25 protein-coding genes are annotated in these 23,556 nt (G+C 71.8%); 17 read left to right on the forward strand and 8 right to left on the reverse strand.

What is annotated here, in order from left to right; all coding sequences use genetic code 11:
- Positions 1–67 precede the first annotated feature (67 nt).
- Positions 68–763: a transglycosylase family protein gene (locus tag FFG40_RS17360; protein ID WP_138802365.1), complete on the forward strand. Its 696-nt coding sequence runs from the start codon at positions 68–70 to the stop codon at positions 761–763.
- An 82-nt stretch (positions 764–845) separates the two neighbouring features.
- Here the strand turns inward: FFG40_RS17360 and FFG40_RS04360 are convergent, their stop codons facing one another.
- Positions 846–1,889, reverse strand: coding sequence for an LCP family protein (locus FFG40_RS04360; protein ID WP_138802366.1), 1,044 nt, complete (start codon positions 1,887–1,889; stop codon positions 846–848).
- A 76-nt stretch (positions 1,890–1,965) separates the two neighbouring features.
- Positions 1,966–2,373 carry a MarR family winged helix-turn-helix transcriptional regulator gene (locus FFG40_RS04365; protein WP_138802367.1) on the reverse strand — a complete coding sequence of 136 codons (408 nt, stop codon included), beginning with the start codon at positions 2,371–2,373 and terminating at the stop codon, positions 1,966–1,968.
- A 77-nt stretch (positions 2,374–2,450) separates the two neighbouring features.
- Here FFG40_RS04365 and FFG40_RS04370 point away from each other — a divergent pair, with 77 nt between their 5' ends.
- From FFG40_RS04370 to FFG40_RS04385, 4 genes are all read left to right on the forward strand, one after another.
- A complete protein-coding gene (locus FFG40_RS04370; protein ID WP_138802368.1) occupies positions 2,451–4,565 on the forward strand; it encodes an efflux RND transporter permease subunit in 2,115 nt (704 codons plus the stop codon).
- Positions 4,566–4,577: 12 nt separating this feature from the next.
- Complete coding sequence (locus tag FFG40_RS04375) at positions 4,578–5,228, forward strand: GntR family transcriptional regulator (protein WP_138802369.1); 651 nt, start codon at positions 4,578–4,580, stop codon at positions 5,226–5,228.
- 145 nt (positions 5,229–5,373) lie between these two features.
- A complete protein-coding gene (locus FFG40_RS04380) occupies positions 5,374–6,876 on the forward strand; it encodes an LCP family protein (RefSeq protein WP_138802370.1) in 1,503 nt (500 codons plus the stop codon).
- A 38-nt stretch (positions 6,877–6,914) separates the two neighbouring features.
- Positions 6,915–7,697: an endonuclease/exonuclease/phosphatase family protein gene (locus FFG40_RS04385; RefSeq protein ID WP_138802371.1), complete on the forward strand. Its 783-nt coding sequence runs from the start codon at positions 6,915–6,917 to the stop codon at positions 7,695–7,697.
- Positions 7,698–7,781: 84 nt separating this feature from the next.
- On the opposite strand, the gene FFG40_RS04390 is transcribed toward FFG40_RS04385, so the two are convergent.
- Positions 7,782–8,531 (reverse strand): hypothetical protein, encoded by a 750-nt coding sequence (locus tag FFG40_RS04390; protein ID WP_138802372.1) that lies wholly within the window; start codon positions 8,529–8,531, stop codon positions 7,782–7,784.
- A gap of 199 nt (positions 8,532–8,730) precedes the next feature.
- On the opposite strand from FFG40_RS04390, the gene FFG40_RS04395 reads away from it, so the two are divergent.
- Entirely contained in the window at positions 8,731–9,657 is a 927-nt protein-coding gene (locus FFG40_RS04395; RefSeq protein ID WP_027467175.1) for an SDR family oxidoreductase, read from the forward strand.
- Positions 9,658–9,807: 150 nt separating this feature from the next.
- Here the strand turns inward: FFG40_RS04395 and FFG40_RS04400 are convergent, their stop codons facing one another.
- On the reverse strand, positions 9,808–10,125 hold the full coding sequence (locus FFG40_RS04400) for a hypothetical protein (RefSeq protein ID WP_138802373.1): 318 nt from the start codon (positions 10,123–10,125) through the stop codon (positions 9,808–9,810).
- Positions 10,126–10,294: 169 nt separating this feature from the next.
- On the opposite strand from FFG40_RS04400, the gene FFG40_RS04405 reads away from it, so the two are divergent.
- A complete protein-coding gene (locus FFG40_RS04405; protein ID WP_027467173.1) occupies positions 10,295–10,978 on the forward strand; it encodes a TetR/AcrR family transcriptional regulator in 684 nt (227 codons plus the stop codon).
- A gap of 91 nt (positions 10,979–11,069) precedes the next feature.
- Positions 11,070–11,264 carry a DUF2795 domain-containing protein gene (locus tag FFG40_RS04410; protein WP_027467172.1) on the forward strand — a complete coding sequence of 65 codons (195 nt, stop codon included), beginning with the start codon at positions 11,070–11,072 and terminating at the stop codon, positions 11,262–11,264.
- A 79-nt stretch (positions 11,265–11,343) separates the two neighbouring features.
- Here the strand turns inward: FFG40_RS04410 and FFG40_RS04415 are convergent, their stop codons facing one another.
- From FFG40_RS04415 to FFG40_RS04425, 3 genes are all read right to left on the reverse strand, one after another.
- A complete protein-coding gene (locus FFG40_RS04415) occupies positions 11,344–12,861 on the reverse strand; it encodes a threonine/serine exporter ThrE family protein (RefSeq protein WP_138802374.1) in 1,518 nt (505 codons plus the stop codon).
- A 58-nt stretch (positions 12,862–12,919) separates the two neighbouring features.
- On the reverse strand, positions 12,920–13,174 hold the full coding sequence (locus tag FFG40_RS04420) for a hypothetical protein (RefSeq protein WP_138802375.1): 255 nt from the start codon (positions 13,172–13,174) through the stop codon (positions 12,920–12,922).
- A 96-nt stretch (positions 13,175–13,270) separates the two neighbouring features.
- Positions 13,271–13,711 carry an OsmC family peroxiredoxin gene (locus FFG40_RS04425; RefSeq protein ID WP_138802376.1) on the reverse strand — a complete coding sequence of 147 codons (441 nt, stop codon included), beginning with the start codon at positions 13,709–13,711 and terminating at the stop codon, positions 13,271–13,273.
- A gap of 123 nt (positions 13,712–13,834) precedes the next feature.
- Here FFG40_RS04425 and FFG40_RS04430 point away from each other — a divergent pair, with 123 nt between their 5' ends.
- Together FFG40_RS04430 and FFG40_RS04435 are read left to right on the forward strand one after the other, a co-directional pair.
- Positions 13,835–14,449, forward strand: a complete 615-nt coding sequence (locus tag FFG40_RS04430; protein WP_138802377.1) for a DUF805 domain-containing protein — start codon at positions 13,835–13,837, stop codon at positions 14,447–14,449.
- A gap of 22 nt (positions 14,450–14,471) precedes the next feature.
- Positions 14,472–15,515 (forward strand): NAD(P)-dependent alcohol dehydrogenase, encoded by a 1,044-nt coding sequence (locus FFG40_RS04435; RefSeq protein ID WP_071245854.1) that lies wholly within the window; start codon positions 14,472–14,474, stop codon positions 15,513–15,515.
- A gap of 180 nt (positions 15,516–15,695) precedes the next feature.
- Here the strand turns inward: FFG40_RS04435 and FFG40_RS04440 are convergent, their stop codons facing one another.
- Positions 15,696–17,576: a gamma-glutamyltransferase family protein gene (locus tag FFG40_RS04440; RefSeq protein WP_138802378.1), complete on the reverse strand. Its 1,881-nt coding sequence runs from the start codon at positions 17,574–17,576 to the stop codon at positions 15,696–15,698.
- A gap of 159 nt (positions 17,577–17,735) precedes the next feature.
- Between FFG40_RS04440 and FFG40_RS17220 the strand changes: the two genes are divergently transcribed.
- The 7 genes from FFG40_RS17220 to FFG40_RS04475 all read left to right on the forward strand — a co-directional run bounded on the left by FFG40_RS17220 (position 17,736) and on the right by FFG40_RS04475 (position 23,494).
- Positions 17,736–18,929: a peptidoglycan DD-metalloendopeptidase family protein gene (locus tag FFG40_RS17220; RefSeq protein ID WP_138802379.1), complete on the forward strand. Its 1,194-nt coding sequence runs from the start codon at positions 17,736–17,738 to the stop codon at positions 18,927–18,929.
- A gap of 243 nt (positions 18,930–19,172) precedes the next feature.
- Positions 19,173–19,313, forward strand: a complete 141-nt coding sequence (locus FFG40_RS04450; RefSeq protein WP_221935155.1) for a hypothetical protein — start codon at positions 19,173–19,175, stop codon at positions 19,311–19,313.
- Positions 19,310–19,708 carry a helix-turn-helix domain-containing protein gene (locus tag FFG40_RS04455; protein ID WP_138802380.1) on the forward strand — a complete coding sequence of 133 codons (399 nt, stop codon included), beginning with the start codon at positions 19,310–19,312 and terminating at the stop codon, positions 19,706–19,708. The genes FFG40_RS04450 and FFG40_RS04455 overlap by 4 nt, the downstream gene beginning before the upstream one ends.
- A gap of 180 nt (positions 19,709–19,888) precedes the next feature.
- A complete protein-coding gene (locus FFG40_RS04460) occupies positions 19,889–20,692 on the forward strand; it encodes a sulfite exporter TauE/SafE family protein (RefSeq protein ID WP_138802381.1) in 804 nt (267 codons plus the stop codon).
- Positions 20,689–21,324 (forward strand): DNA alkylation repair protein, encoded by a 636-nt coding sequence (locus FFG40_RS17010; RefSeq protein WP_071245862.1) that lies wholly within the window; start codon positions 20,689–20,691, stop codon positions 21,322–21,324. The genes FFG40_RS04460 and FFG40_RS17010 overlap by 4 nt, the downstream gene beginning before the upstream one ends.
- Positions 21,325–21,396: 72 nt before the next feature.
- The gene (locus FFG40_RS04470) at positions 21,397–22,917 is read left to right on the forward strand and encodes an MFS transporter (RefSeq protein ID WP_138802383.1); all 1,521 of its coding nucleotides are present in this window, start codon (positions 21,397–21,399) and stop codon (positions 22,915–22,917) included.
- A complete protein-coding gene (locus FFG40_RS04475; RefSeq protein WP_138802384.1) occupies positions 22,907–23,494 on the forward strand; it encodes a TetR/AcrR family transcriptional regulator in 588 nt (195 codons plus the stop codon). Before FFG40_RS04470 ends, FFG40_RS04475 begins: the two co-directional genes overlap by 11 nt.
- The last annotated feature ends 62 nt before the right edge of the window (positions 23,495–23,556 follow it).

Here is a 23,556-nt window from a genome sequence, read left to right on the forward strand (position 1 = left end):
GCGATCGGTCGGGGTGGGCAGTGGATTCCGCAGCAGATGCGGCTCGTGACCCCGGTGGAGCAATCACATGAAGAAGCTTTCCCGTACCCGCACCATCGTCGGTGGCCTGGCGTTCGCCGGCATCGCCGCGACCGGTGTCGGCCTCGCGGCAGCCCCCGCGAACGCAGCGTCCGGTTCGACCTGGGACCAGCTCGCGCAGTGCGAGTCCGGTGGCAACTGGGCCATCAACACCGGCAACGGCTACTACGGTGGCCTGCAGTTCAACCTCGGTACCTGGCAGGCCAACGGTGGCGCGGGCAACCCCGCCTCCGCCAGCCGCGAGGCCCAGATCGCCGTCGCCGAGCGTGTCCTCGCCTCGCAGGGCTGGGGCGCATGGCCCGCCTGCTCCGCCCAGCTCGGGCTGAGCGGCACCAGCGGTGCGGCCCCCGCCGCGGCTGCTCCGGCCCCCGCACCGGCTCCGGCCCCCGCACAGCAGGCTGCCCCGCAGCCCGCCGCACCGGCACCGGCTCCTGCCGAGCAGGCCGCCCCGCAGCCGAGCACGACCGAGGCGACGCCCGCCCCGGCAGCGACCACGCCGAGCAAGCCGGCCCCGGTCAAGACGAGCGGCAAGACGTACACGATCGCCTCGGGTGACACGCTCGACACGATCGCGACGAAGCTCGGGATCGACGGTGGCTGGAAGCAGCTCTGGGCCGCGAACACGTCGACCATCGACGACGCGAACCTGATCTACGCCGGCCAGGAGCTCCAGCTCCCCGCCTGATCTCTCCGCAGACCGAACACGACGACGCCCCACGACCTCGAGTCGTGGGGCGTCGTCGTGCGTGCGGCCTCGCGGTGCCGGACTACTGCGGGTTGTCGGCGAGCCAGCCAGCGACGTCGTCGGACCGGAGCGCCTGGGACAGGGACCCGACGGCGAGCTCGTTCAGGTTCACGATCGACTGCCCGTCCGGTGACGTCCCGGAGCCCGCGGTCGGCACGGTGAAGGTCACGAGGTCGTCCGCTCGGACCGCTCGGAGCGACCACCCGAGTTCCGCCATCCGTGCGAACGAGAACCCGGCGTCGACCGACAGGTGCGCACTCGTCGCGGCCACGAAGTCCTGGATGCGCCCGGGGTTGGTGACGGTGCCACGGGACAGCAGCCCGTTCACGACGCCGCGCATGAACGCCTGCTGGTTGCGGACGCGGGTGTGGTCGGCGTCGACGAAGGAGTAGCGCTCCCGGACGAAGGCCAGTGCTGCGGCCCCGTCGAGCCGGTTCGCCCCGGCCGTGAAGTCGTGGCCGCGTGCCGAGAACGCCCGGGGGGAGTCGACCGTGACGCCGCCGAGGGCATCGGTCATGTCCTCGAACCCGGCGAAGTCGATCTCCGCCACGTGGTCGATCCGGATGTCCAGGAGCTGTTCGACGGTCTCCGTGGTGAGGGCGACACCACCCCAGGAGTAGGCCGCGTTGATCTTCGCGCGCCCGTGTCCGGGGACCTCGACCCACGAGTCGCGCATGATCGACATGAGGTACACGTGCTGTCGATCGGCGGGGACGTGCGCCAGCATCAGGGTGTCGGAGCGCCCGCCGAGCTCGGGCCGCGCGCCCTCGGGGCCGCCCTGCGCGCGAGCGTCGGATCCGATGAGCAGGATGTTCTCACCGCTGGACGTGCTCGGCCGCGCACCGCTCGGGAACGGGTCGGCGATGGTGTCGCGACCGGCGTCGAAACTCCGGGCGAGTCCGCCGACGAACACGCTCGCCACGACGGCGAGGACCAGGGCGACACCGACGAGCGAGCCGAGCGTCGCGACCAGGGCGACCAGGAACGGTCGCCGTCGCCGGGTACTGCGACGGGGTGCGCGGAGAGTGTGTGCTGCGGCCGCCCGGGCGGCTCGGCGTTCGGACATGCGGGGGCTCCTGTGGTCAGGTCGGCACGCACCGACCACAGGATCTTATCGCATGTGGTATTTCATGAACAGTGTTTCACCCGGACTGCGGCTTGGCGAGCAGTTCGCCCAGTGCCGTCCGGAGCGCCGGGTCCTCCGGCAGGACCTCGCGCTCGATGTGCCGCGCGGTCTCCCACGCGGACCGGCCGGCGGGCGTCACGCTGACCACGCGGCGCCGACGGTCGGCGGCGTGCGGGGTGCGTTCGACGAGGCCGTCCCGCTCCATCCGCTCGAGGGTGCGCGACATCGTCTGCGGCTGGACCCGGGCCGTGCGGGCGATGGTGTCGGCGCCGGTCGGTCCGGTCCGGATGAGGATGTCGATCGCGACGACCGCGGCGTGCGAGAGCCCGATGGCGCGGAGGCGTTCGTCCCAGTCCCGTTCGACGGACCGCGCGGCCGCGGACAGCAGGCGCCCGAGGGGCCACTGCTCGGTCGTGTCCTGCATGTCGTGATTCTATGGTCGGCGGGTGCGCTCGCCCGTCAAGTAATCAGCATGCTGACGATCGGTGTACGCTCACCGACGTGTCCCGCTTCCTCCGCATCGTCCTCCCCGCGCTCGTCATCGTGGTCTGGCTCGGCATCGCCTCCGTCGGCGGTCCCTTCTTCGGCAAGATCTCCGAGGTCTCCACCAACGACCAGACCTCGTTCCTGCCCGCCTCGGCCGACGCCACGAAGGTGCAGGAGCGATCCTCCGAGTTCCGCGACGAGTCGGGGGCGCCCGCGATCATCGTCCTCGAGCGCGACGGCGGCCTGACGTCGACCGACCTCGCCGACGCGAAGGCACTCGCCACGACGCTGTCCGACCGCGACGACGTCGACGCCGTCAGCCCGGTGATCCCGAGCGAGGATGGCGACGCGGTCGAGATCGTCGCCACACTCACGCAGGACGCCGAGGCCGGGGACGCGGTCGAGGCCATCCGCGCCGACGTCGACGACGCGCTCCCGTCCGGTGTGAGCGGCTACGTCACCGGTCCCGCCGGGTTCACCGCGGACCTGACCGAAGCCTTCGCCGGCATCGACGGACTGCTGCTCGGGGTGGCGCTCGCCGCGGTGTTCGTGATCCTGATCATCGTCTACCGATCACCCCTGCTGCCCGTCCTCGTGCTCGGGACCGCCACCTTCGCCCTGTGCGCCTCGATCCTCGTGGTCTGGTGGCTCGCCAAGGCCGACATCGTGACGGTCAACGGGCAGGTGCAGGGGATCCTGTCGATCCTCGTGATCGGTGCGGCGACGGACTACGCGCTCCTGTACACCTCGCGCTTCCGCGAGGCGCTGCGCGACCACCGCACCGGTTGGGACGCGACGAAGGCCGCTCTGCGGGGGAGCCTCGAGCCGATCCTGGCCTCGGGCGGCACGGTGATCGTCGGGGTGCTCTGCCTGCTGCTCTCGGACCTCAACTCGAACAAGGCGCTCGGCCCGGTCGCGGCCATCGGCATCGCGTTCAGCCTGCTCGCCGCCCTGACACTCCTGCCCGCGCTGCTGCTCGCGTTCCGCCGCGCGGCGTTCTGGCCGCTGCGTCCCGCGTTCGGCAGCGCCCACCCCGAGCTCACCGGTCCGGGCGCCCGCGGCATCTGGGCGCGCGTCGGTCGGCTCGTCGCCCGTCGGTCCCGGGTGGTGTGGATCGTCTGCACGGTCGGCCTGCTCGCGATGGGTGCCGGCCTGTTCGGACTCAAGGCGGACGGGGTGCCGCAGAGCGACCTGATCATCGGGTCGTCCGAGGCCCGTGACGGTCAGGACGTGCTGGCCGACCACTTCCCGGGCGGTTCCGGCAGTCCCGCGCAGGTCATCGGCGCGGAGCGCGACCTCGGCCAGCTCGTCGACGCGATCACCGCGGTGGACGGGGTCGACGGTGTGGTCGCCGCAGCGAAGGACAGCCCCGTCGGTACCGTCCCGGTGACCGGGGACGCCGCCAGCAGCAGCACGCCGACCGTCTCCCGCGGTGACGTCCTGCTCGAGGCGACGCTGTCCGACGCCGCCGACTCGGACGCCGCCGAGCAGACCGTCCGCGACCTCCGCACCGCCGTCGAACGCGTCGACCCTGGAGCGATCGTCGGTGGCGTCACCGCGACGGCGGTCGACACGAACGACACCGGGATCCGCGACCGCACGCTCATCATCCCCGTGGTGCTCGTGGTCATCCTGCTGATCCTGATGCTCCTGCTCCGCAGCATCGTTGCGCCGCTCGTCCTGATCGGCAGCGTGATCGTGTCCTTCGCGGCGGCCCTCGGTGTCGGAGCGCTCGTCTTCGACCACGTGTTCCACTTCCCGGGCGCGGACCCGAGCGTGCCGCTGTACTCGTTCGTGTTCCTGGTGGCACTCGGCGTCGACTACAACATCTTCCTCATGACACGGGTGCGTGAGGAGGCGCTGCGGCACGGTCCACGTGAGGGTGTCCTGCGCGGACTCGGGGTGACCGGCGGGGTGATCACGTCGGCGGGCGTCGTGCTCGCCGCCACGTTCGCCGCCCTCGGCGTGATCCCGATCCTGTTCCTCGTGCAGATCGCGTTCGTCGTCGCGTTCGGCGTCCTGCTCGACACGATCGTGGTCCGCTCACTGCTCGTGCCGGCGCTGGCCTACGACCTCGGGCACCGGGCCTGGTGGCCGTCGCGCCTCTCGCGCACGCGCCCTGACATGTGACACGCTGGACCCATGCCAGTTCCCTCGACGCAGCCCGCTGCCGAGCGCAAGCTCCTCCGTGACACGGTGCAGGACAAGATCCGAGACGCCATCATGGACGGCACGCTCGAGCCCGGGGAACGCCTCAACGACGACGACCTGATCGCCTGGCTCGGTGTCTCCCGGACGCCCATCCGCGAGGCCCTCGCCGAACTCGCCCGGGCCGGACTCATCGAGATGGCGCCGAACCGCTACACCCGGGTCGCGGCGCCGACGAAGGAAGAACTCCTCGACGCGTACCGCACCCTCGGCGTGATCTACGGCGGCGTCGTGCGGCTCGCGGTGCCCCGGTTCACGGACGCGCAGCGCAAGAAGATCGTGAAGATGCTCGACGACGTGCACGCACGGGTGAGCGCCGACGAGCAGGACAAGGTCGCGCGTGAGGGCGCCGGCATCTACGCCATGTGGGCCGACGCGTGCGGCAACCCGTCGCTCGTGCAGCTCTGCAACTCGACGACCGACGGGCTCTCGTTCAAGCTCCGCGTGCCGGAGCTCGCCGAGCTCCTGCCGGCCGACGTGATCCTGCCCGAGCTGACGAAGCTCAAGGACGCCGTCGTCGCGAAGGACCCCATCGCTGCCGAGCTCGCCATGGAGGCGATCCACCTCCTCCCGTCGCGCGACTAGCGCGACGAGCGCGACCAGGAGACGGACGGGAGGCCCGTGGCGACGCCGCCACGGGCCTCCCGTCCGCCCGGGGTGACGGCGAGTACGGGGCGACCTTCCAGGCGCATCCCATGTCCGTTCCCCGCGCGGCGGTTATGGTTTCCCGGTGAGCAACGAACCCGAGCAGACGACCGAGCCCGCACGCCGCGGTGCCGCGACGCCGCGCCACGGGCGCCAGAAGCGACGCGCGGGCGTCGTGTTCCCGGCGGTCGCGGGAGTGCTCACCATGGCCCTCCTGCTGAGCGGCGGCTACGCGGCCTTCGCGTTCAACCGCCTGCAGAGCGGCGTCACGCACATCGACGCGATCGCCGGCACGAAGAGCCAGAAGGACGACGTCGACGGCAAGGCGCAGAACATCCTGCTCGTCGGCGACGACCACCGCCCGGACAACGCGACCCCGGAGCAGCTCGCCGAACTCAGCACCGAGGACGACGGCGGTGCGACGAACACCGACACGATGATCGTGCTGCACATCAACGCAGACGGCACCCAGGCGACGATGATCTCGTTCCCCCGCGACTCGTACGTCGACATCCCGGACGTCGGCAAGGGCAAGCTCAACAGCGCCTTCTACTACGGCACGCTCAACGGCGGTGGGGACACCGGCGGTGCGAAGATGCTCATCAAGACCATCGAGAACCTGAGCGGCCTGCAGATCGACCACTACGTCCGCGTCTCGCTGCTCGGCTTCTACCAGGTGGTCAAGGAACTCGGACCGGTCCAGGTCTGCCTGAAGCAGGCCACCAACGACCCGTACTCCGGCGTGAACCTGCCGGCGGGCAAGTCCTCGCTCAACGCGAAGGAGGCACTGTCCTTCGTGCGACAGCGCCACGGCCTGCCGAACGGCGACCTCGACCGCAACGTGCGGCAGCAGTACTTCCTGTCGCAGGAGGCCCGGAAGGTCCTGTCGGCGGGCACGCTGCTCAACCCGGTGAAGATGAACAACATCCTCGGCGCCATCGGTGACTCGATCCAGACCGACACCGACCTGGTGTCCTTGGCGTCGCAGATGCGCAACCTCCGGCCCGGCAACATCCAGTCCGCCACGATCCCGACGCTCGGCACGCCGACCATCTACGCGAACGGCTCCGCCCTGTCGATCGTCGAGGTCGACACCGTCGGTCTGCCCGCCTTCGTGCAGGGCCTGGTCGGCGAACCCGAGGCGTACACGAAGGCCGGCCGAGCCCAGCCCGCGAACACCTCGGTCACCGTCCTGAACGGCAGCGAGGTCCAGGGCGCCGCGGCGGCTGCGGGGCAGGTCCTGACCGCCCGTGGGTTCCAGGTCGCCCCGCCTGGCTCCTCCGCGACCACGAAGACCACCCAGGTGCAGTACCCCGCCGGCCAGGAGTCGCAGGCGAAGGCCGTCGCGTCCGCAGTGCCCGGTGCCGTCGCCGTCCGGACCACTGCGGTCACCGGTGTCACGCTGGTGCTCGGCACCGACGGCGCGACCGTGAAGCCGATCGCGACCGAGCCGAGCGCCGGGGCATCGACGCCGTCGACCGGCGGTTCGAGCACGGACTCGAAGCCGACGAAGCAGCCCGCGAAGGAACCGTCGCCCAAGTCGACCGACGTGCACAACTACGGCAACGACAGCACCTGCATCTACTGATGGGAACCCGCCGGGCAACCGGTCGGTAGGTTCTCGGTGTGACCAGCGCCGCACGCCCGATCGTCCTGATGACCTACAACATCAAGAACCCGGACCCCGCGCACGACTGGCCGGCCCGCCTGCCGGTCGTGCTCGACCTCATCCGCCGACACGACCCCGACCTGCTGTGCGTGCAGGAGGCCTTCGCACACCAGATGGACGACCTGCGTGCCGGGCTGCCCGACCACGCCGACGTCGGGCAGGGGCGCGAGGGCGGCGACGCCGGGGAACACGCGGCCGTCTTCTACCGCCGCGACCGGTTCCGTCCGTCCGACGAGGGGTCGTTCTGGCTGTCGGACACCCCGGACGAACCCGTCTCGAACACCTGGGGCAGCCTGTACCCGCGGATCGCGAACCACGCCCGGTTCCTCGACGCCGAAGGGCCCGCGTTCACCCTGCTCACCACGCACCTGGACCACGAGCCCGGCCCGCACGGCGACGAGGTGCGCGGTCGGAGCGCCGCCCTCATCGCCGAACGACTCGCGAGCGCCACCGGCCCGGTCGTGTTCGCGGGCGACTGCAACGAACCCGCGGGCAGCGGGACGGCCTCGCGGGTGTTCGCCGAGGCCGGGTTCGCCGACGCCTGGCTCGCCGCGGGGGACCCCGCCGACCGCACCGCCACGTTCAACGACTGGCAGCCGCCGGTCGACTCGGGCGAGCGGATCGACTGGGTGCTGACCCGAGACGTCTGCGCCGTGGACCGCGTCGTGATCGACCACGACGGCCCCGAGACCTGGTTCGCCAGCGACCACTTCCCGGTGATCGCGACGCTGCGGACCTGAGTCGCCTCAGCAGCTCCGCGCTCTGCTCGCTGTCAGCAGCTCCGCGCTCTGCTCGCTGTCAGCAGCTCCGCGCTCTGCTCGCTGTCAGCAGCTCCGCTGCGCGTGGACGGGCATCGGTGAACCGAGCACCGTGACGGTCGTCTCGTTCGTCAGGGCGGAGACCCCGTTGGTGCCGACGTCGTCGAAGTGCTTGCTCGACTCGTCGTCGTCGTTCTCGTCGTCGTGCCGGTCGGCCCAGCCCTCGCGGAGCAGGAGCTGCCAGGCGCGCGAGTCGTCCGAGCCGAAGGAGACCCGCTCCGAGCGGGGGGCGTCGGCGATCTCGTCCGCGATGTCGTCGCCCACCCGGACACCGCCCGGGCCGGTCAGCTCGATCCGCTTGCCGAGCACGCTGCGGACCGAGTCGCGCAGCACCCGGATCTCGACCGCGTTGCCGGCCGCCGCGTCGGTCGCCAGGGCTGCGACGCGGAGGGCGCCGCCCCAGGTGTAGGTGGTGCTGGCGGGGAAGCACGCCCCGCCGTCGCCCTCGGCCGTCTGTGTGCGCGAGGGGGTGCCGAGCAGGCGGTTCAGCACACTCACGGTGAGTCCGGAGTCGCGCATCGAGGACTTCACCACGGTGTCGTCGCCGTTCCGGAGCACCAGGGCCTCGGCGTCGAGCTCGATCGAGTCCACCCGGCGGAGTTCCGCCTTCGTCACGTGCACCGGAGCGGCGTCGTGCGAGGTCTCGGCGGCCACGGCGAAGTCCGCCCCGAGCCCGGTGGTGCCGTCGAACGTGAGCGCACCGGCCGAGAAGGCCAGCACGGCGGCGCCGAGCGCCAGCAGGGTCCGAGGAGTCACCGTTCGACGGTAGGGCCTCGACCGGGACAGAACGACAGGTGTTACCGAATCGGAGCCTGCCCGTCACCGGACCGTGACAAACGAGGATCACGCACCTGCCGGCCCTGGAGCGGTGCGGCCGGCGGGCGCAGGCCGCTCTGCGCAACGGGGGACAGCCTCCTGGACGGCCCGCAGCGACCCCCTGCGTACCGTCGGCGACATGACGGACCAGCAGAACGACCAGACCGGGCCTGACCAGTACGTGATGCAGGACCCCACGAAGATGTACGCCGACAAGAAGCCCGACGAGCAGTACCTCGAGGGTGCCGGCACCGACGCGGAGATGGCGCAGAACGTCCCCGCAGACCACGGTGAGGACACCTACCGCGGCTCGGGTCGTCTGACCGGACGCAAGGCGCTCGTCACCGGTGGCGACTCCGGCATCGGTGCCGCCGTGGCCATCGCCTACGCCCGCGAGGGCGCGGACGTCGCGATCTCGTACCTGCCCGAGGAGCAGGAGGACGCCGACCGCATCGTCGGGCTCATCGAGGCCGCCGGACGCAAGGCCGTCGCGCTGCCGGGCGACATCACCTCGCTCGAGGTCTGCGAGCAGCTCGTGGCCGACGCGGTCGAGCAGCTCGGTGGCCTCGACATCCTGGTGAACAACGCCGGCAAGCAGCAGAACGTCGACGACATCACCAAGATCTCCGACGAGGAGTTCGACGAGACCTTCAAGACGAACGCCTACGCGACGTTCCGGATCACGAAGGCCGCCGTGCCGCACCTGCAGCCCGGCTCCACGATCATCAACACGACGTCGATCCAGGCGTACGCCCCGTCGCCGCACCTGGTGCACTACGCGGCCACGAAGGCGACCGTGAACAACCTGGCGAAGGGTCTGGCGGCGCAGCTGGCGCCGAAGGGGATCCGCGTCAACGCGGTCGCCCCCGGCCCGATCTGGACGCCGCTGCAGCCGGCCGGCGGCCAGCCGCCGGAGGCGCTGCCGAGCGCGGGCGAGCAGACCTACCTGGGTCGCTGGGGGCAGCCGGCCGAGCTCGCGCCGGCCTACGTGTTCCTGGCGAGCGGGGAGTCGTCGTACGTCGTGGGCGAGACGCTCCACGTCGACGGCGGGATGCCGACGCCGTAGGGCGCCTGTTCCTGACGGGGACCTGACGGGAGGCGCGGTGCCGGCGGGTACCGCGCCTCCCGTCGTCCGTGTGGTCGGGTCGACGGCTCCTGGTCGCGTCGACTGCTCCTGGTCACGTCGGCGGGTCCGCTCCGGATCCGGGTCGTGGCGTCAGCAGCTGACGGAGCGAGCCATCCGCTCGAGGAGCTCGCGTGCCGACATCGCGGCGGCCAGCTCGACCTCGACGGGGTTGATGCCGATCGCCCGCTCGAACGCGCGACGGCGGGCCTGGTCGGCGATCGGCACCTCGGGGCGCTGGGGCAGCACGGCGATGGCTCGCGCCGCCGCCTCGAACGCACCTGCGGGACGTCCGAGCTGTTCCCACATGGCCCGGACGTCGTGCGCCACCTGGTCGGGATCGCCGCCGAACTCGAAGCCGGTGGAGGCCATGGTCGCGAGTCCCTGGGCAGTGGGGTCGTTCGGGGTCATGCCCGCATGGTCGCACGGACGGCCGCGAACCGGCTCGACGTCGCGGTCTGTCCCCCCTTGTGCCGACACCCGTACCGGGGATTCTGGTGTCCCCCGTTCTGCGTTTGGATGGAGGTGCCCCGGACCCGGGGTGACGCGGACAGGACGTCCGGGGACGACGGAGGGCACGATGCTCGAACACACCAGCGCCGACACGCAGGCCGCCGCGGCCGCCGCGGCCACGCTGCACCTGCGGATCACGATCGTGGGTGCCACCGTCGACCTGCTCCGGGACGTCCCCTTCCACGAAGCCCGGCCCGTGCAGGTCGCCGAGCGGATGGGCATCAGCGTCGCCGAGCTGGAGCAGCACTTCCCGTCGTGGGACGGCCTGGTCCTCGCCGCGCTCGACCGATGGAACGGCGCCCGGATGGACGAGGTCACGCACGAGGTCGGTGACGGCTCGACCGTGGACCTGCTCCGCGCCATCGTCGCCTCGAACGCCGAGGACCCGGCCCTGATGCGCCTGCTCGTCGCCCTGCTGTCCGTCGCGGGCAACCCGGCGCACCCGATGGCGACCTACCTGCGGTCGCGGTACCAGCTCTTCTTCGCCCAGATCAAGCGCGGCCTGGAACACGACGTCGCCATCGGCCGTGCCCCGCACACGATGGACCCCCGCCGCGGCGCCGAGCAGCTCATCGCCCTGTACGAGGGGCTGCAGCTGCAGGCCCTGCTGCGCGCCGAGCTCGACCTGGTGGCGGCGTTCGACCGCGCGGTCGCCCGGCTCGAGCGCGGCTGGATGGAGCGGTACGAGCCGCAGGCCGCCCGCCGTCTGGCGATGTGGGACGACGACGACTCGGGCAGCTGGGAGATCTGACCGGCGGTTCGTCCGCGGAGCGCGTTCCCCGCGCCGTCGTGCAGCGCCCCGCGGGTACTCCGGGAGGTGCAACCTGACGGAAGGAACCGACATGGCAGCACCGAACCCCATCCAGGTCCAGAAGTACCTGAGCGGCATCGACTACCCGGCGTCCAAGGACGACGTGGTCTCGACGGCCGAGCAGGAGGGCGCCCCGGACGACGTCCTCGAGGCGCTCCGCGCGATCCCGGACGGCGAGTACGACGCCCCGACCGCAGTGTCGAGCGCGGTGTCCGACGCCGGCTGAGCGCGGCACGCCCACTCGGTGAGCAGCAGCTGTCGGGTGCGTGCACTGCACCCGACCGCTGCTGCTCACGAAGCGCAGCTCACGACGTGCCGCCGGAGCGCGACCCGCGCGGCACCGACCCGTCGCCGGGGTCGTAGCCGCTGTCACGGATGACGCGGAGTGCCGTGGTGTCGTTGTGGACCGAGTGCACGACGACCCGACGCGTCCGGCGGAGCGCTCGACGGGCACCGGGTGTCGCGAAGAGCCCGCCGAGCACCAGGCCCGCGCCGATCCCGAGTGCCACGGACACCGCCGCCACGAAGTCGAGCGCGGCGCTCGACGACCCGGACATGAAGTTCAGCAGGGCGTTCGACACGGCGACACCGGGCAGCAGCGCCCCGCAGAACGCCGGTACCGCGATCGCCGCCACGGCCGTGCGCATCCGGACGGCCGCGTAGGTCGAGAGCACCCCGAGCAGCACCGCCGCCAGGAACGTCGCCCCGAGCAGCGGCAGCCCGGCCTGGCGCAGTGCCCACAGCGCGGCACCGGCGGCGACCGAGAACACCACCGCGACGGGGATCACCCGGGCGCTCGCCTGCTGCACGAAGCAGTTCGCGCCCGCCGACACCACGGTCAGCGACAGCGACGCCCAGAGCGGCAGGGTCTGCGTCACGATGCCGGACGGGTCGACCTCGATCTGCAGCCAGTGCGTCATCGCGATCCCGGCCGGCACCCCGACCACGATCGCCGCGATGACCAGCCCGATGTAGAACGCCCGGGCCACGGCCATCGCCCGGAACCCCGAGATGGCGTCCTGCGCCCAGGTCACCAGGGACGGGTGCGGCAGCAGGAGCACCACGAGCGCCGCCACCATCGTCGCGGCGCCGTTCGCGTTGAGCACGCCGGCCCAGATGGCCAGCGTGCCGATCGCCGACGCCACCGCGCCCTGCGCCCCGGACACGAAGAACTGCGGGTACCCCCGGTCGGTCAGCCAGCGTCCGGAGACGATGATCCCGAGCATCAGCACGAACGCCCCGAGTCCGGCACGCCACCCGCCGCCTGCCTGCACGGCGATCGAGATGCCGAGGATCGACAGGCCGACGTCGGACAGCCACATCGGCCACCGTGGCGGGAGTCGCAGCACGGCGACCAGGGCGTTCACCGCCGAGGTCATGTCACGGTCGTCGTGGATCAGGTCGTCGACGATCTGGTTCGCCCGCGCGAGCTTGTCGAGGTCGGAGCCGTCCGAGCGCACGGTCCGGACCTTGACGAGCGGCGGGACGTCGGCCGGGGCGTACTGGATCGTCACCGAGCTGCCGGAGAAGTCGAGGTCGAGCGGTGCGAGGTTCCACTTCGTCGAGACCGCGACGACGGCCGTCTCGACGCTGCGGGTGTCGGCACCGGAGGCGAGCATGACCTCGGCCAGGTCGAGGCAGAAGTCGACGATCTGGGTCGCCGTGTACTGGTCACGCCCCTTGGCGTCGGGCTCGACGTGCTCGTAGATCGTCCCGCGCAGGCGGGCCCGTGCGTCGCGCAGGTCGTGCTGCGCGAGACTGCGGCGGCGTGGCCGGGGCGGGCGGCCCGGCTTGTGCGGGCCCGGGGGGTGCTGCTCGGCCATCACGCCATGGTGCCAGTCGACGGCGGCCGAGTCCGGACGTCCGCTGGACGCGTTCGGATCAGCCCCGGCGGCGCGTGCTCAGACGACCGAGGGCGAAGGCCGCGACGACCGCGCCCACCAGCACGAGGACCGGTCCGGCCGTCAGCTGCCACGGTCGGCCGTTGGCGACGAACGCGTAGTCGGACAGCGGGGCGTACGCGAACCACCCGAAGGACGACGGCGGAGCCGTCAGGACGAACACGATCCCGACGACGACGGCCAGCAGGCCGAGCCAGAGGGCGACGAGGGTCGGGGTGGCGAGGAATCGGGGCACGGCAATCAGCGTAGGTGGACGACGGACGGGAGGCCCGTGGCGGTGTCGCCACGGGCCTCCCGTCCGTCAGGTGGTGACGGTTCCTGCGTTCCGCGCCTACTGCTCGAAGGTCGCGTGCAGCGTGATCTCGACGCCGGTCAGCGCCTTGCTCACGGGGCAGGTCGCCTTGGCGTCCTCGGCGGCCTTGAGGAAGGCCGCCTCGTCGATGCCGGAGACCTCACCGCTGACGGTCAGGACGATGCCGGTGAGTCGGAAGCCGCCGGCCGGGTCCGGGCCGAGCGAGACGTCGGCCTTGACGTCGAGGGCCTCGACCGTGCCGCCGGCCTCGCCGAGGACCGCGGAGAACTGCATGGCGTAGCAGGCCGAGTGTGCGGCGGCGATGAGCTCCTCGGGGCTCGTGGTGCCCGAGGCGTCCTCGGCGGTGCGCTTCGGGAACGAGACGTCGTACGTGCCGACCTTCGAGCTCGAGAGTTCGACCTGGCCGGAACCGTCCTCGAGGCCGCCGTTCCAGGCGGTGCGTGCGGTGCGAGTGGGCATGCCCGCTCCTTTCGTGTGGGGGAGCGGCCCCGAACGGGACCACCGCTCCTGAGTCAATCGGAGAACGATCGTTCTCGCAACGGGCTCACGGCGAAGACGCAGGTCTGCCCTACGATCTGGCACATGGGGGACAGCAGCGTGACGGGTTTCCGCGGGGCCGTGCTCGAGCAGGGTCCGGCCGACGTGACGAACCCGGTGGTCGCCTGGCTCCGGTTCTGGACCCAGGGGTGGCGGTTCCACGGGCGGGCGAGTCGTTCGGAGTTCTGGTGGGTGATCGCGCTCGAGCTCGCGCTGGCCGGGGCCGCACTCTGGGTCGTCGGCACGCACGGGACCGGAGGGCGGTGGGAACTGTACGTCGACCCGTTCGGAGCACTCCCGTCACCGCGGGTCTCGTTCCACCTGGTCGACCGCGGGCAGGGGGCGTGGTTCGGCTGGGGCAGCGGTGGGCGGGACGTCTGGCCGGACGCGTGGGACCTGGCGATCCTCGTCCCGACGATCGTAACCATCGTGCCCCGGTGGTCGCTGCTCGTGCGGCGACTGCACGACCGGGACCACAGTGGCCTGTGGATCCTGCTCCTCGTGTTCACCGGGCCGCTCGGTGCGGTCGTGCTCGGCGTCATGGTGGCGCGGTCGTCGCGTCCAGGTGGAGCACGGTTCGACCGCGGACTGTTCGCCGGACGGCGTGGTCTCGAGGCGACTGGACGACACATGTCGTCCTCTACGACAGGTGTAGCGTGAAGGGCGATCAAAGGAGAACCCCATGCGCGCCGTCGTGTTCGAGCAGTACCAGACCTTCCCGTCCCTGACCGAGGTCCCGAAGCCCGCACCCGGGCCCGGTGAGGTCCTGCTCAAGGTGGCCGGCGCCGGTGCCTGCCACTCGGACGTCGCCGTGTACCGGGAGTTCCAGCAGGGACAGCCGGGAGCCCAGGCGCCCGCGTTCGTGCTCGGCCACGAGAACTCCGGCTGGGTCGAGGCCGTCGGCGACGGGGTCACCGGCTTCGCCGAGGGCGACGCCTACCTGGTCTACGGGCCGGTCGGCTGCGGGCACTGCTCGTACTGCTCGAAGGGGCAGGACACCTACTGCGAGAACGCGGCGACGAACCCGTACATGGGGATCGGTCTTGGGCGTGACGGCGGCATGGCGGAGTACGTCAGCGTCCCGGCGCGGAACCTCGTGCCGCTCGGTGACGCCGACCCGATCGCCGCCGCACCGCTCAGTGACGCCGCGCTCACGCCGTACCACGCGATCAAGAACTCCCTGCCGAACCTGGCCGGTGGCGGTCGCTTCGCGCTCGTCGTCGGGCTCGGTGGCCTCGGGCAGATCGCCGTGCAGATCCTGACGGCGCTCACCGGCGCCACGGTCATCGCGACCGACATGAAGCAGGACGCGATGGACCGCGCCGCCGCCCGGGGCGCGATCACCGTCCCCGGCGGCCCGGACCAGGCCGAGCGCATCCGCGAGATCACCGGCGGACGCGGCGTCGACGCGGCCTTCGACTTCGTCGGTGCCACCCCCACGATCAAGGTCGCGCAGGCGTCGATGGCGGTCGGCGGGCGGTTCACCGTCGTCGGGATCGCCGGCGGTACCACCGAGTGGAACTTCTTCGCGACGCCGTACGAGTCGACGATCACGAACACCTACTGGGGCACGATCGAGGACCTGCACGAGGTCGTCGCGATGTACCGCGCCGGCCAGATCGTCCCCGACGTCGAGCGGTACGCGCTGTCCGACGCGCTCGAGGCGTACCGGAAGCTCGAGGCCGGGGAACTCTCGGGCCGCGCGGTGGTCGTCCCGACGCTCTGAGGCGGGCGTACCTGGTGGAATCGGGCGTACCTGGTCGAATCGGGCGTACCTGGTCGAATCGGGCGTACCCGGAGGAATCGGTGTACCTGGCGGAATCGGGCGTACCTGGTCGGGAGTTCTGACCAGGTACGCCCGATTCCACTTTCAAGTGCGGGTGTTCTGGGAAGGAACGGGCGTCGGTCAGCGTCCCGCGGCGTAGCCCTGCGCACCCCGCGGGTTCGCGGCGGCACCGAGGATCCCGGTGTCCGGGTCGCGGGTGACGCACGACAGCCGCCCCAGGCTCCAGTCACCGCCGCGGGTCACGACGTGCCCGCGGGCCTCGAGTGCCGCGATGACCTCGTCACCCAGGCGATCCTCGACGACCAGGCCCGCGGGCTCCCACGTGCGCGGCCAGAACGACCCCGGGAACGACGTGGTGTGCAGCGCCGGGGCGTCGATGGCCTGCTGCGGGGAGTACCCGCCGACGATCCACCGCAGCAGGAACAGCAGCTGCCACTGGTCCTGCTGGTCACCGCCGGGGGAACCGAGCGCGGCGACCGGCTGTCCGTCGCGGAGCACCAGGGTCGGTGTCAGCGTGGTGCGGGGGCGCTGGCCGGGCCGCAGGGTCGAGGCCGTGCCCGGTTCGAGCCAGGTCATCTGCAAGCGGGTGCCGAGGCAGAACCCGAGTTCGGGGATCGTCGGCGACGACTGCAGCCATCCGCCGGACGGGGTCGCGCTGACGATGTTGCCCCAGCGGTCCACGACGTCGATGTGGCACGTGTCGCCGCGGGTCTCGCCGTCGGGCGTCACGAACGGCTCGCCGCGGTCCTCGAGCGGAGCGGCCTGCGGGGCCTCGGTGCCGGCTTCGGCGTCACGGGCGACCTGCACGGTCGGTTCGCCCACCCCGACCGAACCGGAGGAGTCGTACGAGGTCCGGACCGGCGGCAGCGCGTGCTCGACCCCGGCGATCGTTCCGGGCCGGAGCTCCGCCGAGGCCCGCTCGCCGATCAGCGCACGGCGCTCGTCGGCGTAGGCGTCGGAGAGCAGGACGTCCATCGGGACCTCGCCGTCGCCGTAGAACGCCTCACGGTCGGCGAGGGCGAGCTTCTGCGCCTCGACGATCGTGTGGGCGCCGAGCTCGGTCGACGGGTCGAGCAGGGCGTCGTCGAGCGGTTCGAGCAGCCGCAGGGTCTGCAGCAGCGCCGGCCCCTGGCCCCACGGCCCGGTCTTGGCGATCGTGCAGCCGCGGAACTCGGCGGTCGTCGCGGGTTCGTACGACGCCCGGAACGCCGCCAGGTCGGACGCCCGGATGACCCCCGCGTGGTCGGTGCCGGACGCGTGCCGGTGCGGTTCGCGGACGAACCGGTCGATCGCCTCGGCGACGAACCCCTCCGCCCACTCGGACCGGGCCGCATCGATGCGGCCGGTCCGGCTGCCGGCACCGGCGCCGGCCTCGACCAGCCGGTCGAGCACTGCAGCGAGTGCCTCGTTGCGCACCAGGTCCCCGGGGACCGGCACCGTGCCTCCCGGCAGCCACTGCGTGGCGGAGGTGGGCCAGTGCTGCTCGAACAGCTCGCGCACTGCGGTGATCGTCCGGACCACCGCAGGTGCGACCGGGTGTCCGTCGCGGGCGTACCCGACCGCGGGGGCGAGGACGTCGGCCAGCTCCCACGTGCCGTGGTCGCGGAGCAGGAGCAGCCAGGCGTCGACCGCACCGGGGACGGTCGCGGCCAGCGCGCCGGAGCCGGGGACCAGGTCGAGGCCCTCGGCGCGGTAGTGCTCCGGGGTCGCGCCCTCGGGGGCGGGGCCCTGACCGACCAGCACCGTCGGCACGGGGTTCACTGCCGTCGCGGAGACCGCCGTCAGGTCACCGCCGGGGCCGTTCAGGTGCGGCTCCACGACCTGCAGGACGAAGGCCCCGGCGACGGCCGCGTCGAAGGCGTTGCCGCCGCGCTCGAGCACCGACTGGGCCGTGGCTGTCGCGATCCAGTGCGTCGAGGCCGTCATCCCGAACGTGCCCCGCAGGTCCGGGCGGGTGGTCTGCGCTGCGGGCGGGACGAAGGCGGGGTTCGGCGTCGACATGGTCCCATCCTGTCCCGCGGCGATCGGCTCCGTGCTGTACACCCCCAGTCCAAGGGGTTGTGCACCCCGTGCAGAAAAGCGAACATCGTTCGGCGACTCGTGCAGGGCGAGCGCCGAACGACCGGGCGCTCGCACGGTCGGTTCCAGGGCAGGGGATCCATGACCACCACTCCGTCGACCGTCGCACGTGCGCGCCGACTCCCACGCATCGCCGGCGCCGTGATGGCACTGGCCCTGGCGGCGGGTGCGCTCGTCGCCACCGCCGAGCCCGCCGCGGCGTCCGCCGTGTGGGTCGGGTCGGTACCGGCCGGCACGAAGCTCCTGCCCGGTGACCAGGTGACCTCGCCGAACGGTCAGTTCCGGCTCATCATGCAGGGTGACGGGAACCTGGTCGAGTACGGCATCGGGAACCGTGTGCTGTGGGCCTCGAACACCGCGGGTTCCTCGAACGTCTACGCGGTCGTGGGGAGGGACCGCGCACTCGACATCATGCGCAACGGCAAGCGCGTGGCGCGCTGGGCCTCGGCTGGCCGAGCGAACTCGACCGCGCTGGCCGTCCGTGCCGACGGCACCATGGCGCTGCTCGCCGGCACCACCGTCGTCGTGAAGTGGAACACGTTCCAGGACCGGATCAGCTCCGGCGGCGCTCTGCTGAGCGGCACCGTGCTGCGTTCTGATGCGAGCACCAACCGCACGCTCGAGATGCGTGCGGACGGCAACCTGGTGCAGCGGGTGAACGGTGCAGTGGTCTGGCACACCAAGACGGGTGGCCACCCCGGGGCCTGGGCAGAGTTGCAGAAGAACGGGAACTTCGTGATCTGGTCGAAGGACCCGGCGCGCAAGGTCGCGCTGTGGACGACGAAGACGACCACCGCGGGCTCGAGCAACCTGCTCCTGCAGGTCGACGGCAACCTCGTGATCTACGGAGCGAAGGACACCCGCGTGTGGTCGAGCCGTCCCGTGACCGGGCTTGCCTGGCCCGTGAAGGGCACGAAGATCACCGGCCGGTACGGCGACGACCGTGGCGCCGGACACGTCCCGCGCTACCACCAGGGCACCGACGCCCCGGTCGCGGTCGGCACCGCGGTGTACGGCGCGGGAACCGGAACGGTGACGAAGACCGTGGCGAACGACGGCGCGTACGGCAACTACATCGTCGTGACCTACGGCATGACCACGGTGCTCACCGCCCACCTCAGCAAGATCGAGGTGAAGAAGGGTCAGATCGTGAAGCTCGGCACCGAGATCGCCAAGTCCGGCAACACCGGGCAGTCGACGGGTCCGCACGTGCACGTCGAGACGCGGCGGAACGGCAGCCTCGTCGACCCGCTGAAGACCCTGCACTTCCGCTGACGAGGGGCGGGCGTGCTGGTGCCGTGCGTCGAGTGAGCAGAAGAGGTCGGGTGGCTGTACGCCACTCGACCTCTTCTGCTCACTCGATGCAGCTCCGGGCACCGTGCGCGAAGGACGGCATCCCGCTCTGTCTATGTCCCTTGCCTTGAACGATCAAGGGCAGTAGACATAGGCTGTGAAGCGTCAAGCGGTGCTCAAGCGTCTCAAGATCGCGGCGCGTTCGGCCGGTCTCGAGTACGGGAAGTGGAACTCACGAACCACACCGGCATCGTCGTCGGGTCGACTCGGAGCACCGTCGGACGGCACTCCGAGATCGCCGACGGCACCGCTCGGGCGTTCTTCAAGCAGTTCGAGCGGGAGCTCGGGAAGGGGTGGTGGCGATGACCTACACGTCACGTGCGCATCGCGAGGGCAACTGGTGGATCGTGCAGAACGACCAGTTCCCCGGCGCGATCTCACAGGTTCGTCGGCTCGACTTCGCTGCCGATGCACAGCGTGAGGCGATCGCCTTCGTCGCCGACGTCGATCAGGATGACATCACGGTGGTCATCCGCGCCGAGCTCGAACCGGCCCTAGCGCGCTCGCTCGAAGAAGCCACCGCACTGCGCGCCGAGGCCGAGGCGAAGGAAGCCCGGGCGCTCTCGCTCCGCAGGGCGATCGCTGTCGCTCTGAAGGACGACGGCCTCACCTTGCGGGACATCGCGGTCGTCCTCGGCGTCTCGTACCAGCGGGTGCACCAGCTCGTGCGCGAGGGCGAGCCGGCGCTGGTCGCCTCCTGACACGACATCCCCCGCGCGCTGCAGCGATTCGGGAAGCTCCTGAGCGCTTCGCGAGCTGACGTTCGCTTCGTGAGCAGGAATGGTCGGTTCGCCCTCGGGCAGCCGACCATTCCTGCACTCCGAGCGCGGGACCTCGCACCGTGCGAGAGCAAGGTGTCGCGCGCGGCTAGCCTGGGCGGGATGAGGAAGCGCGGCGGAACGGTGCTCGTGTTGGTGGCGATCGGGGTCCTGGCGGGGGTCCTGTCCGGGCTGTTCGGCGTCGGCGGTGGGGTCATCGTGGTGCCGGCGCTCATGGCCTTCGCACAGATGGACCAGCGTCGGGCCTCGGCCACCTCGCTCGTGGCGATCGCCCCCGCCGCCGTCGTCGGTGCGGTCACCTACGCCGTGCAGGGTGAGGTGCACTGGCTCGCGGCCCTGACCCTGGCGGTCGGCAGCGTCGTCGGCGCGCCGATCGGTGCCCGGCTGCTCCGTGCCCTGCCGCTCCGCGTGCTGCCGTGGATCTTCGTCGGGTTCATCGCCGTCGTGCTGGTGTCGCTGTTCACCACGGTGCCGACCCGCGGCGGCGAGGTGCACTTCGGGGTCGTCGAGGCGATCGTCCTGCTGCTGCTCGGGCTGCTGTCGGGCGTGCTGTCCGGGCTCGTCGGGGTCGGCGGCGGGGTCGTCATCGTGCCGGGGCTCGAGGTCGTGCTCGGCGCCGGCGACCTGCTGGCGAAGGGCACGTCGCTCCTCACGATGGTGCCGACGTCGCTGTCCGGGACGGTCGCGAACCTGCGGCGTCGCGCGGTCGACCTGCGGGTGGGGCTGACGGTCGGCATCGCCGCCGCCGTCTGCTCGCCGGGTGGCGCCGTGCTGGCGCGCCTGGTCGACCCGCAGGTCGGCACCTGGCTGTTCGCGGCGTTCCTGGTGGTCGTCGCGGTCATCGTGCTCAGCCGCGGCCGTCGGAGGGCACCACAGAACGACGCGAGCGACGGGGAGATCGCGTGACGGGCCTCCCGGCAGGGCGCGACGCGGAAGCCGTGCTGGCGGCGTTCGCCCGCACCACCGGCGACGTCGCCGCGGCCCGCCGGGTCGCGCGGCAGTTCCACGACCTCGACGAGGGGGAGCGCTCGGCGCTGCTCTGGAGCGAGGACGACGGCGCGAAGCTCGTCGCCGTCCTGCTGCTCGTGCAGGCGATGCGGGCGCACCCGGACCCGGAGCTCACCGACGAGTACCTGTCCGCGGCGAAGGCCGAGCGGTTCGAGGACCCGGTGCTCGTCGACCTGGCCGCCGAGGAACTCGTCGGCGCCCCGTTGGTGGGCGCCTCGACCGGTCCGCTGTTCGCGTTGGCGAAGTCCGACGTCGCGATGGTCCGCCGGATCGCGGTCGTGGCGACCCTGGCGTTCGTGAAGCAGGGCGACGCCGAGGTGCCGCTCGGGATCGCCGGGCGCCTGGTTCGGGAGCGCAGCGAGACGGTGCAGTCGGCGCTCGGTCTCGTCCTGCGCGAGACGGGGAAGCGGGCGTCCGAGCCGGCACTCGTGGCGTTCCTCGAGCAGAGCGGCCGGTTCCTCAGCCCGGCCGCCCGCCGGACCGCGACCGAGCACCTGCCGCCGGGGGAGCGTGACCGGCTGCGGGGCTGACGGAGCGGCGCTGTGCTGTGAACCGACTGTGCAGTCTGCTCAACCGACCAAATGGTCGGTTACGGTCGACTGATGACCACGACCAGCACCACCCCGACCCACCGCGCCTCCGTCCGTGAGTGGACGTCCCTCGGCGTCCTCACCCTGGCCGTGGTGCTCCTGGCGATCGACGGCACCGTGCTGGCCCTGACGGTGCCGTCGCTGACCGCCGACCTCGACCCGACCGCGACCCAGGTGCTCTGGATCGGCGACGTCTACTCGTTCGCACTCGCCGGGTTGCTCGTCACGATGGGCAACGTCGCCGATCGGATCGGTCGGAAGCGCCTGCTGCTCCTCGGCTCCGTCGCGTTCGGACTGGCATCGGCCGCTGCGGCCTTCGCCTCGAGCCCAGAGCTGCTCATCGCCGCACGGGCACTCCTCGGCGTCGCCGGCGCCACCCTGATGCCCTCGACGCTGTCGCTGGTGCGCACGATCTTCCGCGACCCGCGGCAGCGCACCACCGCCATCGCGGTGTGGTCCGCGGGCGCGACCGGTGGTGCCGCGGCCGGACCACTCGTCGGCGGGGCGCTGCTGGAACACTTCTGGTGGGGCTCGGTGTTCCTCATCAACCTCCCCGTCATCGCGGTGATCGTCGTCGCCGGGGCGTTCCTGCTGCCGGAGTCCCGCGGCGGCGCCCGGACCCCGATCGACCTGCTCTCCGCGGTGCTCTCGGTGCTCGCGATCGTGCCGCTGGTCTACGCCGTGAAGCACGTCGCCGGGCACGGGTTCGACTGGACGGTGCCGGCGACCGCGTTGCTCGGGCTCGCGTCAGGCTGGTGGTTCGTCCGGCGGCAGAAACGCCTGACCACGCCGCTCATCGACCTGCAGCTGTTCCGGATCCCGGCATTCTCCGGTGCGGTGGTCGCAAACTCGCTGTCCGTCTTCGCGCTGAGCGGTCTGCTGTTCTTCTTCTCGCAGTACCTGCAGCTGGTGCGCGGATTCACCCCGCTGCTCGCCGGAGCCGCGGAGCTGCCGGCCACCCTGGCGTCCATCGCGGTCATCGCCGTGATCGGCCTGCTCTCCCGTCGCGTCGGCCCCGGTCGCTCCATCGGCCTCGGGCTGGCGGTCGCCGCGGTCGGCATGGCCGGACTCGCCTTCGCCGAGGGGCTGCCGACCTACTGGGGGATCGCCATCGCGCTCGCCGTGGTCGGCCTCGGCGTCGGGGTGTCGATGACGCTGGCGACGGACGCGGTCGTCGCCGCGGCTCCGCGGGAGCGTGCGGGCGCCGCCTCGGCGATCTCGGAGACCGGGTACGAACTCGGCGTCGCGCTCGGCATCGCGGTGCTCGGGTCGCTGCAGACCGCGTTCTACCGGTCGAACCTCGACCTCACGGGCGACAGCCTGGGTGCGGGGGTCGCGGACCGGGTCCGGGGGTCGCTGGCGTCGGCGAGCCAGGCACTGCAACCCGGGTCGCCGGTGCTCGAGCACGCCCGTGAAGCGTTCACCGGTGGCATGCAACTCGCCTCCGTCTGCGCCGCGGTGCTGCTCGCGGTCGCCGCCGTGGTCGCGCTCCGGGTCATCCCGAACCGGCAGGATGGACCGCATGACCACTGACCGCAGCACGGGCCCCGGCACCGGCACCGACGGCTCCCGCGACCGCGAGCGCACGCGGCAGGCCGTGCTCGAGTCCGCACGCCGATTGCTCGCCGAGCGCGGTACGCGGGTGAGCGTCGCCGAGATCGCGACCGAAGCCGGCGTCTCGAAGAGCGGGCTGCTGCACCACTTCCCGTCGAAGGACGAACTCCTGCTCGCGGTCGTCGAGCACGGGTTGGCCGCGTTCACGGACGAGGTCATGCAGCACGTGGACCTCGCCGAGAACCGACCGGGCAAGGTCCTGCGCGCCTACGTCCGGACGCTCTGCGGCGGCAGCGAGCAGGCGATGGACCTGTTCGCACCGTCGTCGCACTGGCCCGGTCTGATGGCCGTCCCGGGGATCGCCGCGGCCGTCGCCGCCGACGCCGAGCACTGGCGGACGCTGTTCGCACGCGACGGCCTGCCCGAGGACCGCGCACTCGTGGTCCGGCACGCGGCCGAGGGCCTCGCGGCCGCGGTCGGCATGCCGCCCTACCTGGACGAGCGGGAGCTCGCGGTCGCGCGCGACGCCTTGCTCGCCCTGGCAGAACCCTCCTGAGGCGACGGCCGGGAGGCCCGGCGCGGGTCCGCCCCGCCGCTGGCCGCCCGCGCGCACCGGCC

The organism is Curtobacterium sp. KBS0715, from assembly GCF_005938005.2.
Lineage (GTDB): Bacteria > Actinomycetota > Actinomycetes > Actinomycetales > Microbacteriaceae > Curtobacterium > Curtobacterium flaccumfaciens.

Bases quoted from the DNA above. Each gene is read 5' to 3' on its own strand.
- FFG40_RS04455 (WP_138802380.1), top strand. From the start codon at position 19,310: ATGACCTACACGTCACGTGCGCATCGCGAGGGCAACTGGTGGATCGTG.
- FFG40_RS04375 (WP_138802369.1), top strand. From the start codon at position 4,578: ATGCCAGTTCCCTCGACGCAGCCCGCTGCCGAGCGCAAGCTCCTCCGT.
- FFG40_RS04430 (WP_138802377.1), top strand. From the start codon at position 13,835: ATGGGGGACAGCAGCGTGACGGGTTTCCGCGGGGCCGTGCTCGAGCAG.
- FFG40_RS04440 (WP_138802378.1), bottom strand. From the start codon at position 17,576: ATGTCGACGCCGAACCCCGCCTTCGTCCCGCCCGCAGCGCAGACCACC.
- FFG40_RS04415 (WP_138802374.1), bottom strand. From the start codon at position 12,861: ATGGCCGAGCAGCACCCCCCGGGCCCGCACAAGCCGGGCCGCCCGCCC.
- FFG40_RS04360 (WP_138802366.1), bottom strand. From the start codon at position 1,889: ATGTCCGAACGCCGAGCCGCCCGGGCGGCCGCAGCACACACTCTCCGC.
- FFG40_RS04410 (WP_027467172.1), top strand. From the start codon at position 11,070: ATGGCAGCACCGAACCCCATCCAGGTCCAGAAGTACCTGAGCGGCATC.
- FFG40_RS04400 (WP_138802373.1), bottom strand. From the start codon at position 10,125: ATGACCCCGAACGACCCCACTGCCCAGGGACTCGCGACCATGGCCTCC.
- FFG40_RS17220 (WP_138802379.1), top strand. From the start codon at position 17,736: ATGACCACCACTCCGTCGACCGTCGCACGTGCGCGCCGACTCCCACGC.
- FFG40_RS04475 (WP_138802384.1), top strand. From the start codon at position 22,907: ATGACCACTGACCGCAGCACGGGCCCCGGCACCGGCACCGACGGCTCC.
- FFG40_RS04425 (WP_138802376.1), bottom strand. From the start codon at position 13,711: ATGCCCACTCGCACCGCACGCACCGCCTGGAACGGCGGCCTCGAGGAC.
- FFG40_RS04395 (WP_027467175.1), top strand. From the start codon at position 8,731: ATGACGGACCAGCAGAACGACCAGACCGGGCCTGACCAGTACGTGATG.
- FFG40_RS04435 (WP_071245854.1), top strand. From the start codon at position 14,472: ATGCGCGCCGTCGTGTTCGAGCAGTACCAGACCTTCCCGTCCCTGACC.
- FFG40_RS04470 (WP_138802383.1), top strand. From the start codon at position 21,397: ATGACCACGACCAGCACCACCCCGACCCACCGCGCCTCCGTCCGTGAG.
- FFG40_RS04460 (WP_138802381.1), top strand. From the start codon at position 19,889: ATGAGGAAGCGCGGCGGAACGGTGCTCGTGTTGGTGGCGATCGGGGTC.
- FFG40_RS17360 (WP_138802365.1), top strand. From the start codon at position 68: ATGAAGAAGCTTTCCCGTACCCGCACCATCGTCGGTGGCCTGGCGTTC.
- FFG40_RS04405 (WP_027467173.1), top strand. From the start codon at position 10,295: ATGCTCGAACACACCAGCGCCGACACGCAGGCCGCCGCGGCCGCCGCG.
- FFG40_RS04365 (WP_138802367.1), bottom strand. From the start codon at position 2,373: ATGCAGGACACGACCGAGCAGTGGCCCCTCGGGCGCCTGCTGTCCGCG.